This is a genomic window from Pseudomonas sp. S2_A10 (assembly GCF_054668465.1).
The window spans coordinates 5213876-5229006 of sequence record NZ_CP162773.1; the positions used below are offsets into that span (position 1 = coordinate 5213876).

The following is a 15131-nucleotide window of genomic DNA, read 5'->3' on the forward strand; positions in this document are numbered from 1 at the left end:
CTTGCCAGCGATAGCGGAGTGTCAGACAACGAATCTGTTCAATGACCCACCGCTTTCGCGAGCAGGCTCGCTCCCACAGGGACATGCGCCAATTTGCGGTTTTTACTCCACGCAACTACTGCCAAAAGCCCAACAACGCTAATCTGACCGACACTTCACTCAACACCCGGGAGCCTCGTCGGTATGGAACTTCATGTCGTGATCAACGGCCGCAAGGATCTCGCCGGTCAGTTGTATCAGCAGTTGCGCGCGGCGATTGAATCCGGGCGGTTGGCGGCGGGTACGCAGTTACCGCCGAGCCGCTTGCTGGCCGAGCAATTGGGCATCTCGCGCAAGACCATTTCCGACACTTATGCGCAGCTGACCTACGAAAACTTCCTCACCGGCGTGATCGGCAAAGGCACCTACGTCAACGCCCGCCCGGCACAGGTGCAGCGCAAGCAGAGCCACACCGAGCTGGCCAGTGCCGAGGTGATCGAGAGCTGGCGCAATCTGCCGGTGTTCCTGCGTCACCCGACGCTGCAAGGTTCGCTGCGCTACGACTTTATCGGTGGCGCCACCAGCAAGGGCCAATTCCCCCACGACGACTGGCGCCGCTGCGTCGCCCACGCGATGCGGCAGATGGCGCAGTCGAAAGGTTTCTACAGCGTCGCCGAAGGTTTGCCGGCGCTGCGCAATGCGATCGCCCGGCACATCGCGTTTTCCCGTGGCATCAATTGTCAGGACGAGGACATCGTCGTGTGCAACGGCGCACAACAGGCGCTGGATCTGATTGCCCGCGTACTGACCCGTCCCGGCAGTCTGGTGGCCATGGAAGATCCCGGCTATCCGCCCGCGCGCTTGTTGTTCGGCACGCACGGCGCGGAGGTGGTCGGCGTGCCGGTGGATGCCGAGGGCATTCAGGTCGAGCACATTCCCGATGGCACCCGGCTCATCTATGTGACGCCATCGCACCAGTTTCCGCTGGGCATGGCCATGAGTCAGGCGCGCCGCGAGGCCCTGCTCGCCCGTGCCCATGAACTGGGCGCGATCATCATCGAAGACGACTACGACAGCGAATTCCGCTACGAGGGCCGGCCCACCGATTCGCTGTACAACCTGGATCAGCGCGGCATCGTCGCCTACGTCGGCACCTTCTCGAAGACCCTGCTGCCAGAGTTGCGCTTGGGCTACGCGATCCTGCCGCCGTCGATCATCGAGGCGGTGATCCGCGCCAAACAGCTCACCGATCTGCACGCCTCGACCCTGCCGCAATGGGCGCTGGCCAAGTTCATCGCCGAGGGTTGCCTGCTCAAGCACATCCGCCGCTGCCACACGATCTACGCGCAACGCCGCGAACGCATTCTCGAGCGCATGGCCACCGACCTTGCGCCATGGCTGCAAGCCGTGCCGGCCAGTGCCGGTTTTCACATGGCGGTGTTCTGCAAGGTGCCGATCGATTTGCCGTTGGTCATCGAGCTGGCAAAAAAGGTCGAGGTCGGCCTGTATGCGATCAGTGGTTTCTACTACCAGCAGCCGGCGAAAGAAGGCCTGTATTTCGGCTTCGGCGCCATCGAGACCCTGGACATCGACATTGCTCTGGATCGCCTGCGCGACATCCTCGAACAGCTGTCATGAGCCGTTGGTATAAGGCTTTTACCGCCGATTGGTTATTGGTGATTCACGGCGGCAGGCCTATTCTGCACAGGCGTTATCCCTCAGTGAGCAGGATTCGTCCGGCCTGATTCAGGAGTGTGAGCAATGTCCAACGAAGTGATCAACACGGTTGAGGTCAAGGCGGTTGCGGGCCGCTCGGAAGAGCTCGGCAAGCAATTGCAGAAGATCGTCGACACCCTGCGCGAAACTCCGGGCTGCGATTCCTACCTGGTCGACCGCTGCCCCGAGGACAGCCACCGCTGGACGGTCAGCGCGCGCTGGCAGTCGGAAGCGGCGATGCAGGCGCATTTCAACCGGCCCGAGGCGCAGGGGTTTATCGACCTGATCGATAGCCGCCTGGCCAATAGCGTCGATTTCAACAGCTTTCCTATCGTCTAAAAGCAAGATCAAAAGATCGCAGCCTTCGGCAGCTCCTACTCTGGAATGCGTTCCCCTGTAGGAGCTGCCGAAGGCTGCGATCTTTGCTTTTGAACCAGAATTGGTCACCTGATCTTCGCGAATATTGGCCATTTGAACCGGCCACATTGCGGCCTACTGTGAGCACACCCCCACCATCACAGGTAACCCGCCATGAAAGCCCTGCACCTCGTCGCCGCAGCCCTCGCCTTCACCTTCTCCGCCTCGGCAATGGCTCACGACCCATCCGAAAAAATCACCGTCCTGCAGGACCAACTGCTGAAAAACGCCCCCGGCAAGAAAGCCATGATGATCGAAGTCGACTACCAGCCCGGGCAATCCTCGATCGCCCATAAACACGAAGGCACGGCTATGGCTTACGTGCTCGACGGCGAAGTGATTTCCCAAGTCAAAGGCGAACAGGCGATCACTTACAAAAAGGGCCAGTTCTGGTACGAGCCAGCCGGCTCCGAGCATCTGGTGTCGAAAAACGCCAGCTCAACCAAGCCTGCCAGGTTGCTGGTGTTCATGGTGATGGCCCCGAACGAGCAGGTGCTGATCCCGCTGGAAAACTGATGGCTGCCTGATCACATTTGGAATGCGATCAACCGTGGGAGCGAGCCTGCTCGCGAAGGCGCCAGACCAGACACCACAAAATCCCTCAGACATTAAATCCCCGGCAAGACAGGCCATCCCGTCTTCCAAATCCACAATCATCCGCCGCTGTCCACTGTCAGGTCTGACAGTGGACAGCGCGACCGAAAGCTCCCCAAATACCAGCACTGCGTTGATTTGCCGGTCCCTATCGACTGATCGCTTTACGCAAAAACAGCGTATTCGAGGAGCAGACCATGACTGAAGTAAAAGACACCGCTGTGCATAATCTGGACCCCACTTTCGGCCCCGATAAAAATGGCCTCACCTGGTTTAAATATCCCGATCAGGAAAACGGCTTCGCCAACGCAGTTGCCGTCGCGGCGGACGGCAAGCTGCTGATCGCCGCAAGTCCGGGCAACAAGTTCGCCATTGTGCGATTGAAGCCTGATGGCACACAGGACACTTCGTTTGCCCGGGATGGCGTGGCCAGCGGGGTTTTCGCTCCGGGCTATAAATCCACGGGTGGCAGCATCAGCATCCTCAAGAACGGAAATCTGTTGCTTCAGGGTGCCTTTTATCTACACGAATACGCACAGCCACAACGCTGCCTGGCAATGTTTCGCAATGACGGAACGCCCGAGACCGCATTTGGCGTCAACGGCGTAGTCTTCGTTGATCCGATTCCGGTGCCCGCGCTCACGTCGTCCGAGATCGAACTTGGGCAAAAACGCACTACGGCATCCGATTACAGTGGCCATGCCATTGAACTGGACGACGGAAAACTGATGGTGTTGAGCAACCATCGATATTCCCCCAATGACCAATGCGGTCTTTTGATCAGACTGCAAAGCAACGGGGCTCTGGACACTGCGTTTGGCCAGGGAAAGGGTTACGTCGTGATTCGATACCTGGCCAACTTCACGTGGGCTGGCTCACTGATCCGGCTCCAGGACGGCAAATTCGCCATCGCAGGTTACGTTTCACGTGAAAACCGCTACCGCGCAATGATCGCCCTCTTCGACGCCACAGGTAAGCCTGTCAGCAGCTTTGGCGATAACGGTTTTGCCCTGTTCGACCGCCTGGACAAGCTCAGTCAGATCAACCAACTGGTCGAAATGCCTGGTGGCAACATCCTTGGCATCGGTAGCGCCACCTCGAAGGATTTTGTTCACCAGGGCGTCCTGGTTTGTGTCGACAGGAACGGGAAATACGCCATCGACTTCAATGAAGGGAGGCCTGTCCTGACGTCCTATCCAAAAGCCCTTTTCGGCATCCAATGGACTGCTGGCACGCTGAGGGACGGACACATCGTCGTGCTTTCCAGCACCCACGGCGAACAAGACTCGGAAATCGTCATTGCCCAGTTCAAATCGGAAGGCTATCCAGATCGCGATTTTGCCGACGACGGTGTGCTGGTCATCAATCTGACCGCCGTGCTCGACATGGCGGGAGGCCTTGCCATTCAGAACAATCAGCTTGTCGTAGCCGGAACATCCCTGCCCCGTACGGACGGCGTCGGTAGCTTCGCCTTTCGCTGCGCCGATACGTTCTGAATGACAGACAAGAAAAAGCCCCGCCTCTTTCGAGAGCGGGGCTTCTTCATTCAGCCACTACTTACGCCAGTTCAAGCTCGGCATTCGCAGTGATCGCAGGCACGATCGCTTGCCCGCTCAACGCCAGATCCAGCAGTTCACGGTTGGCCACCGCGTACATGGCGTAGTCCGTACCGCTCGCAGCACGGATTTCCACCAACATGGCGCGCCAGCGTTCGATCATGCTTTCGTGCTGGGCCATCCACAGCGCCAGGCGTGCTTCCACGTCCTGCGAGCCGTCGCCCTGTTGCAGGACGGAGATGGTGATCGCCCGTTGCTGCCAGTCGACGTCATCACGGAACGCTTCACGGGCCAGAGCCTGCCAGTTGTTTTCAACCGGCAGAGCGCTGATCTGTTGCAGGTACCAGGTGATGTCCAGTGCAGAGCCGACGGCGAAGTAAGCCTTGGCCACTTCGGCCGGGTTCTGCCCGGTGACGTCGGCGGCTTCGATGATCGGCAGCAGCGTGTACAGGTGCGAAGTACCCGCCACCATACGCGCCAGCAATTCCGGCACACCGGCTTCGACGTAAGCCTGATAGCGCGACTGCCAGTTCTCGCGGATTTCGCCGCTGAGCAGTTCGTCGAGTTTCAGACCCAGTTCTTTCAGGTGCGGACCGAAATGCGCGACGTCACGGGCAGCGTTCTGCTCGTTGCGGCGGGCACGCAGGAACCAGCGCGTGGCACGACGGCCCAGACGCATCAGCTCGTCCATCAGTTCCAGTTGCACGTCAGCGGAAACCTGATAGTCCAGCGCTTCGATCTGACGGAACCAGTGCGGGAGGTGGAAGATGTCGCGCACGATCACGTAAGCGCCAGCCACGTTCGCCGGGCTCATGCCGGTCGACTCTTTGAGTCGCTGCACGAAAGTGATGCCCATGTGGTTGACCAGATCGTTGGCGATCTGCGTGCTGACGATCTCGCGCTTCAGACGATGACGACGCATGGCTTCGGAGAACTTGCTGACCAGGGTCGGCGGGAACGCCGTTTCCATGTCGCGGGTCAGGTAGTCGTCGTCCGGCACCAGCGAGCCCAGCAGCTGCTCTTTGAGGTCGATCTTGCTGTAGGAAATCAGCACCGACAGCTCAGGACGGGTCAGGCCGTGGCCCTCAGCGACGCGCTCGGTCAGTTGCTCTTCGGTCGGCAGGAATTCGATGGCACGGTCCAGCTTGCCACGGCCTTCCAGATCGCTCATCAGACGCTTGTACTCAGCGATGCGCGCGTAGGCACGGCGCGCCGCCAGGGACAGGGCCTGAGTCTGCTTGTAGTTGTTGCCCAGCACCAGATTGCCGACTTCGTCGGTCATGCTCGCGAGCAACTGGTTGCGTTGCTTGTCGGTCATGTCACCGGCCTGAACCACTTCGTTCAGCAGGATCTTGATGTTCACTTCGTGGTCGGAGCAGTCCACGCCACCGGCGTTGTCGATGAAGTCGGTGTTGGAACCGCCGCCATTGAGACCGAATTCCACGCGACCCAGTTGGGTCATGCCGAGGTTACCGCCCTCGCCCACGACTTTGCAGCGCAGCTCGTTACCGTTGACGCGCAGTGCATCGTTGGCCTTGTCGCCGACATCGGCGTGGCTTTCGGTGCTGGCCTTGACGTAGGTGCCGATACCGCCGTTCCACAACAGATCCACCGGCGCCTTGAGCAAGGCATTGAGCAGTTCGGTCGGGGTCAGCTTGTCAGCCTGGATGTCGAAGCGTTCTTTCATCTGCGGCGAGATCGCGATGCTCTTCGCGCTGCGCGAGAAGATACCGCCACCTTCGGACATGATGCTGGTGTCGTAGTCGGTCCAGGCCGAACGCGGCAGGTCGAACAGACGCTGACGCTCGACGAAACTGGTCGCCGGGTTCGGGTTAGGGTCGATGAAGATGTGCATGTGGTTGAATGCCGCGACCAGTTGCAGCTTGTCGGACATCAACAGGCCGTTACCGAACACGTCGCCAGCCATGTCGCCGACGCCAACCACGGTGATGCTGTCTTCCTGAACATTGATGCCGCGTTCGCGGAAGTGGCGCTGTACGCCGACCCACGCGCCCTTGGCGGTGATGCCCATTTTCTTGTGGTCGTAACCGGCCGAACCACCGGAGGCGAACGCGTCACCCAGCCAGAAGCCGTAGTCGATGGCGATGCCGTTGGCGATGTCGGAGAAGGTTGCAGTGCCCTTGTCCGCCGCGACCACCAGGTACGGGTCATCGTCGTCATGACGCACGACATTGACCGGCGGCACCAGGGCGCCGTCCTTCAGGTTGTCGGTGATGTCCAACAGGCCGGAAATGAAGATGCGGTAGCAGGCGATGCCCTCGGCCGCGATTTCGTCTCGGCTGCCGCCCAGTGGCAGGCGACGCGGCAGGAAGCCGCCCTTCGCGCCCACTGGCACGATGACCGAGTTCTTCACTTGCTGGGCTTTTACCAGGCCGAGCACTTCGGTACGGAAGTCTTCTTCACGGTCGGACCAGCGCAGGCCACCACGAGCAACGTTGCCGAAGCGCAGGTGCACGCCTTCGACGCGTGGCGAGTAGACGAAGATTTCAAACTTCGGCACTGGCTTGGGCAGCTCAGGGATCGCATGCGGGTTGAACTTGAAGCTGAAGTACGACTTGTTCTGGCCGTTGGCGTCAGTCTGATAGAAGTTGGTGCGCAGGGTGGCTTTGATCAGGTCGAGGTAACGACGCAGGATGCGGTCTTCGTTGAGCACCTGAACATCGTCCAGTGCAGTCAGAATCGCTTGTTCCAGACGCAGTTGCTTGTCTTCCAGATCGTCGCTGCCGAGCTTGCGTGCCAGGTAGAAACGGGTCTTGAACAACCGGGTCAGCTCGCGAGCGATGTCGGTGTGGTTGTTCAAAGTGCTGGCGATGTAACCCAGATCGAAGCCCAGACGAATCTGCTTCAGGTAGCGGGCGTAGGCACGCAGCAGCGCCACGTCGCGCCATGGCAGACCGGCGGTCAGCACCAGACGGTTGAACGCATCGTTCTCGGCATCGCCGCGCACGATGTGGACGAACGCGTCCTGCAGGGTGTCGTTGAGTTGCTGGATGTCGAGGTCGAGACCTTCAGCGGCGGTGAATGCGAAATCGTGAATCCAGAATTCGCGGCCGTTGGTGTGGCGCAGGCGATACGGGAATTCACCCAGTACGCGCAGGCCGAGGTTTTCCAGAATCGGCAGGACGTCGGACAGCGCCAGCGGCGTGTCGGCGTGATACAGCTTGCAATGCAGCTCGCGCTGGCCGGAGACCTGACCGAGCGGCTGATAGAAGCTCATCACCAGCGGATTTTTTTCGTTGAGGCTCAGCAGGTGCTGCATGTCGACCACGGCCGAATGCGCGGCAAAACGCTCGCGGTAACCGGCCGGGAAGCCTTTCGGGAAGTCGGCCAGCACGTTGGTGCCGTGGGCTTCGCCGAAGCTCTCGACGGTCAGTGCGGCGTAATCGTCCTGCCAGCTGCGGCAGGCCTGAACCACTTCTTTTTCCAGCAGCAGCGGGTCGATGTCGAGACGGTTCTTCGGATCGACGCGCAGGATCAACTGCACGCGGGCCAGCACGGATTCCGAGAAGAAGGTCCAGAATTCGCAATCGGACGCCTTCAGGCGTTCCATCAGCACTTGCTGGATCTTCTGGCGCACTTCGGTGGAATAGATGTCGCGCGGCACGTAGGCCAGGCAGTAGCAGAAGCGACCGTACGGGTCTTTGCGCAGGAACACGCGGATCTTGTTGCGCTCCTGGATCTGCACGATCGACATCACGGTGGTGAACAGTTCGTCGACCGGGGTCTGGAACAGGTCGTCACGCGGCAGCACTTCGAGGACCTGTGCCAGTTCCTTGCCCAGGTGAGCCTTGGACTGGAAGCCGGAGCGGCGCTCGATTTCTTCGACCTTGCGGCGGATGAACGGGATGACCCGCACGCTCTCGCCATACACCGACGAGGTGTACAGGCCCATGAAACGGTGTTCCTTGATGACTTTGCCGTCGGCGTCGATTTCACGGATCGACACGTAGTCCGGGTAAGCCGGACGGTGCACACGGCTCGGGTGCGCAGCCTTGGCGAACGACAGCAGGGTCGGTTCGCGCAGATAGGACACGGCGTAGTCTTCGATGCGCAGGTCTTCGTAGGTCAGGCCGGTGCGCAGCAGTTTGGTCAGGCCGAGGAAGGAGTTCCGGTCGTACTCGATGTGGCCGCCATCGGCCTGATCGGTGACCACGAACTCTTCGTAGCCAAGGAAGGTGAAGTGGTTGCCCACCAGCCATTCCAGGAAGCTCTTGATTTCGTTCTTTTCGTCGGCATCGACCGGATAGGCGCTGTTGTCGAGCTGGGTGAGGATGTCCTGCACCTTGGCTTTCATCGGCTCGAAGTCAGCGACGGCGACGCGCACTTCACCGAGCACCTGCTCAAGCTCTTTGCTCAGCACGTTCAGCTCGGCCGCGTTGGCGCAACGGTCGATTTCCAGGTACATCAGCGATTCGTGCAGCACGCCTTCGCCGGTGCTGCCTTTTGGCAGGATTTCCAGCAATTCGCCCTTGCTGCCACGACGCACGCTGAGCACGGTGGTCTGCAGGGTATGAATGCTGTAGCCGCGACGGTTCAGCTCGGTACGCACCGAGTCGACCAGAAATGGCAGGTCGTGGTGCAGCACTTCGACCGCGGTGTGGGTCGACTGCCAGCCGTGACGTTCGTAATCGGGGTTGTAGACACGCACTTGCGGTTGCGCGTGATCGAAGCGCTCAAGCAGGCGCCACGCAGAGAGAGTACAGCCAGCGAGGTCGGAGAGGCGACGTTGAGTCAGCTCGTCCAGGGAAATGATGCCGAAGAATTGTTCAGCGAACAGCGCCACTTGTGGCAGTGCCTGTTCACTGATGTGCTGCGCCAGTGCCGCTTGCAGTTGGTGCTGGAAGTCGGCTTTGCTGGCTGCGGTGAAGAACGCCATCTGTGGTACTCCGCTTAAGCTTGTTATTGATGGAAAGCGTCGCGTGCAACACCCCTTTCGGGGCTGGTGTCGCCCTGTTCCTGATTCTCGGGCAGAGGAAACAGGGAGACAGGTGGGTGAAGCTGGACGGGACACTCAGGTCACATTCACCTTCCATGAATGAGCATCTGCAAAAGCGACTGCCAGCACTGCCGACAATGCCTTTACGGGTGCTCATCCGTTGCGCAGCTTAATGGGTGCGACAATGTGTCTGCTTGCGGTGCTGCGACATATTCGGTCATTGGCACGTAAATGCAGGGTTTGGCCTGCATCAACACTAGCAGGCGTGAGCTGAAATGCAGGCTCGATACCCCGGTTTCACGGGACTTTCGTGCCAGGACAATCCTTGGGAACGTTACATATCCGGAAACGAAAACGCCCAAGGCCCTGTTATCGACCCTGAGCGTGGCATCCGGTTCAGCGCTGGCGGTTGACGCGGATCAGTCCGGCAGTTCCTCAAAGGCTCTGAATTTGCTCACCGTGGCGCAGTCGTAGCACATCGTCTGCAGGATCTGCTTGTCCATGCTGGCGTCAATGTTGCTCGAATCGCATTCGCGGCAGAACAGGCGCAGATTGCCCAGCAAGTCGCTGTCGAACGCTACGGCGCTGAAGAATTGCGGAACCAGTTCGTCGCGCCAGTACATGCCCGGCGACTTTGAGAATCCGGCGCCGCTGTCCTTCAGCACTACGTCGTAAAGCAGTCGCTGCAAGGCTGTCTGCGGCACCCGCGCATCACGATGGCCGTTCTTGCGCCAGTTACGGACGAGCGCGTCCTGCGCCGTGCCCAGCATGTTGCGCGGAATGGTGTTGGAGGCGTGACTGCGCCCTTTGGAATTGCCGGTGGCATAAAAGTGCGCGGCGTTTCGTACCGCCAAGCGGGCGAAGTAATACAACTGACTCACCGAGAAGTCCTGCAACAACTGCCCGACCACCTCATCGGCACGGGCTTCGGCCGTGAAGGCGAAATCCACCTCACTGGCCAGCACACGAATGTATTGAAGCGACTCTTCGCGGGCGAGACTGAAGACCAGCGAATAGATTTCGCTCTTCCAGGCAGCCTTTACGCTGCCCGACAATTCCTGATACAGCGCCAGATACAGATTCTCTCGGTTACTGCGCGCCGCGCCATCCAGCGTGACGTTGGGCAGCCAGCGCACGGCGCTGTACTCGCGAATACTGCAACCCTCGCTGCGATCGAAGGCGTTGATATCGGATTCGGTGGAAACCGCCAGCACCCCGGCTTCGTGCAGGTCTTTGAGCAACTCTTCCCGCGCCTCGAAGGTCAGGGCGAGCAGCTCCTCTCGGGATGGCGCGTTCAACGGCGCAATCCATTCAACGTTTGCGCCGTAGCCATCATCGAGCAAGGCAAGCAACGTCAACTTCTGCACAAAGCCCAGATTGGCGTAAGGCACTGCAGGGAGTTGCGCGCCATATCTGGCCTGCAACTCCAGACGGTCCCGCGCTGCCCGGGCGGCCAGTTGCTGCTGGCGAACCTTGAAACATTCTGTGCAGTTGCACGCTGCGTGGCGGCCATTGGCGCCGGGGACACTGTGCTGGTGCTCACAGCGGACGCATTTGAATGCACTGCGCAACGAAAGCGGAGTTCCCCTGGCGTAGCGGCGCATCCACATCGGCAGTTCACAGTAAGGACAGGTGAGGTCTGTGCTGACGATCGGTGGCAGAACTTTTAGCAGACTGCGCACCGTGGAAGGAATCTGGAATTGCGCCATCAGCTGCGAAGTTTTCTCACCTTCCAGATAGCGCTTGTAGATCTCCTCGATCTGTTCGTCAGACAGGTGGCGAATTTCTTCGGCGCGTTCGAAATATTGAGTCATGGCAAAGGTCCTTTTTCGGGGTTTTGGTAACGCACTCCGTTGCGCAAGAGCGGCGAAACTAACGGCAAAACGGTGGCGATCACAAGCGAAAAATCGCAATTTCGGGTGGATTTTGCGCATCCGGTAATTGCCTTACGCTGGCGTCGGATTTTCCCTTCTCGCTACTCGGAACCGGGCGACGGAAATGTCCTGCTTTGCGACTTTTTGCCGATGCAGGCAGCGCGAACGAGCAGAGACTGGCAAAATCGCGCCTTCGAACAGATTCACCGCCGCCACTGCCCAGGATTTCACCCATGCAAATGACCACCGCCCTACTGATCGTCAACCCGTGCGACGACGAAGAAGACAACATGGCCATGCTCTGCTGCCACAGCGACAAGGGTGAGATGTTCCTGATGAGCCGTTATCCGGATGAGGATGAGCTGGAGATCACCCTGGATGGCGAGCCGTCGACGCTTGACGGCGTGAAGGTCACGCTGACGTCGGAACTGCTGAAGATCGAGATTGCTGCGGCGGATGCCGATGCGTTGAATGGGGATGATGTGCTGGAGATCGCTTTCAACCCGGATATGGTGGATATGGAAGAGGTTGTTGAGACCTTGAAGAATATTCTCGATGGGACAGGAACTTTTGTAATTAATCTGGAATAACCAGGTCGGCTCGCATGACAAGATAAATGACGACGGCATTTGATCGCCCCTTATGCCATCGTCATTAATTCCACGCTGATCGATACCTCTACAAGCTCTAAACACCTGAAAACCATAATTCGCGCTAATTTTCCGCATAGAACGCCGCTGTGTTTAACAGCACGAAGCTCGATCCTACTACTCCTCAAGAAGTGCCCTACGCAATCATCGGAAGCCGTCTGATTGCGGGCCCACCCCTCCCTTGTTATTACTCGTTGCGCTTGCAAAAAAACATGCAAGCTCGGCGCACAAAAAAGTGCCGACAACGTGATATTCAATGGAGTCATATGTAATGGGTAGAAAACGTTCTGAAATAAACACCTTCGAGGATTTGCCTTATGGCTCGGGCCACTTTGAAGGTTTCCTGGCGACGGAACTGGACTTCTTCGCCTCACTGACCCGCTGACTCGGCCTCCCGATCAGCCAATCCTGAAAATGCCGAAAGTCGATCTTTCGGCATTCAAGCCTACGAGGCTCACCATGTCAGAGCGTGAGATTTCATCCAGCGAAGCGTTTGTCCGAATAAACAATGTTATCCAGACACTGGGTTTGAAAGCGCGAGTGCGCTATGTCGATGACGGTAATCTGGTCGCTACTGCCGAACTCTATAACGAATACGACACGCTGATTGAATCAGGCGCAGGCAAAGGTCCCGACGCGCTTGTAGGTGCACTTGCTGAAAGCCTTGAGCACTACGCGATGTTTCACGCCGAGCCGCCATTTTGCACAACGCTTGGTTGCAGTGACATCGCTTCGCAGAACGGGGTCGAGTCGGACGGCATTTTCACAAGTCTGCGAAAAAACATCGAGCCTCTACAGTGTCTGCAGCTTGCAGCACTCGACGGCTGCGCCGGGCTTTTTGTGCCATGCGCCCTGCTGTATCCGGTCAAAGATGAACGTAAAACAACGAGTCAACCGACGCGCTTTTTAAATCGCTACGCCTCTAACTCAGGAACTGCTTTCGGCTGCACGAAATCAGAAGCACTGCTGCACGGTACCCTGGAACTGATTGAGCGACACCTGTTGTCCCGGTTTTTCATGGCCGTCTGCAGACTGATACCTGCGATAGATCTCTACTCACCGTCGGCGCCCCTGCTTGCGCAAGCCCTGTTCAACAACTCATACGCGCTACAGGCTGCCGAAGCTTTGCAGATCATCATTATCAAAGACGAGTCAGAAGTTTATCTGGCGGTTGCATTCCCACGAACCGGCCCCGGCGACCGACATATATCCGCAATCGGCTCCGGCTGTTCTTTGGACATATTTATCGCCATCCAAAGAGCGGTAACGGAGCAATTCCAATCAAACGCCTTATACGACGCCAACGATGAAATCGCGGACCGAAAGGTACTTGATGTGCTTTGTCAATCCGAGAAACTGAAACAGCTGATAGACTTTGCACCCGTTAAAAACTTGAAACTCAATACCCTGGCGCCGCCAAAAAGCCTGCTTGCACTCTCTGTTCCTGAACAACTTGCCTTGCTCCGAAAAAACCTGAGCGGTATGAACAAAGTCCTATTTTTCAGAACAGTCATGGAGTACCCGGGGACCAACGTAGTTACCCAGACTTATATCCCGGGTCTCGACCGATTCAACATAATCAGAAATGGCCAACCCGTAGCTCCTCAGCACATTTTGCTCGGCACCAGGAGCACGCCAACGGCGTGATCCAAAACGACCACAGGCCCATACTCATGCAGACATTTATAAGAACAGCCTGCGAGAAACATCGACTCCTGCTGGTGATGACAATAGGCGCGACCATCACCCTGAAAATCCTGGCCCTGGCCCCTCCTTTGTTATTGGGCAAGATCGTCGATTCACTAAACGATGCCGATCACACAACGCTGCGTACGCTGCTTTTTTTCACCGCAGCTTTTACGCTGGCCGGTTGCATTCAGTCGATGACCACCCCCCTGCAAACGCTGCTGCTCTCAAAGCTCGTCCAGCGAATTGTCATGGATGCTTCCATCAATTGGATGGCGCGGTTGATGGGCAAGGATTTTTCCCAGTTTGGCACGTGGCGAGTAGGACACTTCATCAAGTCGGTCGAGCGCGGAATCACTGCCCACGAACAGTTGCTGATGTTCTTCGTCACTACGGGTTTTCCCCTGTGCCTGGAATTTCTTATTGTGGCCGGCGCATTCTGGTATATGGGCGGAGCCTGGGTTTTCTGCGCGCTAGCTGGCCTCGGTGGCTGTTATCTCTATGCAACTCACCGGATCATTCGATGGCGCAGAAAACACATCGATGCTGTTAATGACCAGGAGGATGAGCTGAGTGCAACCTTGGTCAATACTTTGAGGGCTGGTAAATCGATAAAACTGGAACGCGCCGAACGCACGGCCCTGCAACCCTTGAACCGAGCGTTTGAGCGCTACGCCAATGCTGCGGTGACCGTAGCAGGCTCGGGCGGACTGTTGAGCGCGGCGAAGATTTTGTTTATCAGCCTGTCCACCGGCGGTTTGTTGGCTTGGGGAGTCATGGATCAGACGTCCGGACAAGCAAGTATCAGCGTCGGTCAGTTGGTGGCCATTTCCTCTATTGCTGGTACGTTCCTGTTGAATGTATCGGCGCTGACCGAAGGCTATCGGGTGCTGGATCAATTTTCGGCTGATCAACGGCGACTCAAAGAATTACTTGCAACTGCTGACTTCGATAACGATCGCCGCAATGACTCTGATGCGTTGCATAACCTATCAACATTACGGCTCGAGCCCTGCGAGATCACCCATAACGGTGTTGCGCAGCTATCAATTGCCAGCCAGATCAGCTTCCGACAGGGCCAATCCGTTGCGATCATCGGGCCCAGCGGCGCTGGCAAATCGACGTTACTCGAAGCGCTGGCAGGACTGGATTTTTCGGTGCGGCCCCGGCTGTTCATCGACGAGCTGTGCATAGATCGCTTAAATGCTCGCGTTCATCTGGAAACGGTGCGTTACAGCCCCCAGTCTCCGCAGTTCCTGGAAGGAAGTTTTGAACAGTCCGTACTTTTCGGTGTTGAGCAGTCGAAAACATTGAACGAGGCAATTCAATGCCTCCAGCTTGATGAAATCATTGGCCGAGGTCACATCGCTGAAAACGCCACCAATATCTCCGGAGGTGAAGCGAAGCGGCTTTCGTTGCTGCGACTTCTGAATCGACCGGGCAAATTCAATCTGTTTGATGAGCCGAGTGCTTCGATTGAACCGAAACTCGCTACACCAGTGTGGGATTTGCTATTCAAGACATTCGCTGGACAGGGCCTTATGTGTGTCACCCATGATGTTGAACATCTCCATCGTTTTGACCGCGTGCTCGTCATGCAGCAAGGCGCCATCGTTGATGAAGGCAAATGGTTCGAACTGCTTGAGCGCCCCGCCATCAAGGTCATATTGCACAGCTTGCACACGCAGACCTGAATCGCAAA

Annotated in this window: 10 protein-coding genes; 7 read left to right on the forward strand and 3 right to left on the reverse strand. The window is 57.8% G+C overall.

Features of this window, described 5'->3' with window-relative positions; genetic code table 11:
* Window positions 1-183 precede the first annotated feature (183 nt).
* The 4 genes from pdxR (at window position 184) to AB4N41_RS23360 (ending at window position 4202) form a co-directional block, all read left to right on the forward strand.
* Complete coding sequence (gene pdxR, locus AB4N41_RS23345) at window positions 184-1617, forward strand: MocR-like pyridoxine biosynthesis transcription factor PdxR (RefSeq protein WP_217849020.1); 1434 nt, start codon at window positions 184-186, stop codon at window positions 1615-1617.
* 123 nt (window positions 1618-1740) lie between these two features.
* On the forward strand, window positions 1741-2034 hold the full coding sequence (locus AB4N41_RS23350; RefSeq protein ID WP_016774982.1) for a putative quinol monooxygenase: 294 nt from the start codon (window positions 1741-1743) through the stop codon (window positions 2032-2034).
* Between the two features lie 192 nt (window positions 2035-2226).
* On the forward strand, window positions 2227-2628 hold the full coding sequence (locus AB4N41_RS23355) for a cupin domain-containing protein (RefSeq protein ID WP_252876432.1): 402 nt from the start codon (window positions 2227-2229) through the stop codon (window positions 2626-2628).
* A gap of 275 nt (window positions 2629-2903) precedes the next feature.
* Window positions 2904-4202 (forward strand): NHL repeat-containing protein, encoded by a 1299-nt coding sequence (locus AB4N41_RS23360; protein ID WP_252876433.1) that lies wholly within the window; start codon window positions 2904-2906, stop codon window positions 4200-4202.
* Between the two features lie 61 nt (window positions 4203-4263).
* On the opposite strand, the gene AB4N41_RS23365 is transcribed toward AB4N41_RS23360, so the two are convergent.
* The 3 genes from AB4N41_RS23365 to AB4N41_RS23375 all read right to left on the reverse strand — a co-directional run bounded on the left by AB4N41_RS23365 (window position 4264) and on the right by AB4N41_RS23375 (window position 11328).
* The gene (locus AB4N41_RS23365; RefSeq protein ID WP_095180183.1) at window positions 4264-9159 is read right to left on the reverse strand and encodes an NAD-glutamate dehydrogenase; all 4896 of its coding nucleotides are present in this window, start codon (window positions 9157-9159) and stop codon (window positions 4264-4266) included.
* A gap of 479 nt (window positions 9160-9638) precedes the next feature.
* Window positions 9639-11033 (reverse strand): hypothetical protein, encoded by a 1395-nt coding sequence (locus tag AB4N41_RS23370; protein WP_252876434.1) that lies wholly within the window; start codon window positions 11031-11033, stop codon window positions 9639-9641.
* Window positions 11034-11112: 79 nt separating this feature from the next.
* Window positions 11113-11328: a hypothetical protein gene (locus AB4N41_RS23375; protein ID WP_252876435.1), complete on the reverse strand. Its 216-nt coding sequence runs from the start codon at window positions 11326-11328 to the stop codon at window positions 11113-11115.
* On the opposite strand from AB4N41_RS23375, the gene AB4N41_RS23380 reads away from it, so the two are divergent.
* From AB4N41_RS23380 to AB4N41_RS23390, 3 genes are all read left to right on the forward strand, one after another.
* On the forward strand, window positions 11327-11683 hold the full coding sequence (locus tag AB4N41_RS23380; protein WP_056789468.1) for a hypothetical protein: 357 nt from the start codon (window positions 11327-11329) through the stop codon (window positions 11681-11683). The genes AB4N41_RS23375 and AB4N41_RS23380 overlap by 2 nt on opposite strands.
* A 519-nt stretch (window positions 11684-12202) precedes the next feature.
* On the forward strand, window positions 12203-13390 hold the full coding sequence (locus tag AB4N41_RS23385) for a YcaO-like family protein (RefSeq protein ID WP_252876436.1): 1188 nt from the start codon (window positions 12203-12205) through the stop codon (window positions 13388-13390).
* A gap of 26 nt (window positions 13391-13416) precedes the next feature.
* Window positions 13417-15123 carry an ATP-binding cassette domain-containing protein gene (locus tag AB4N41_RS23390; protein ID WP_252876437.1) on the forward strand — a complete coding sequence of 569 codons (1707 nt, stop codon included), beginning with the start codon at window positions 13417-13419 and terminating at the stop codon, window positions 15121-15123.
* The last annotated feature ends 8 nt before the right edge of the window (window positions 15124-15131 follow it).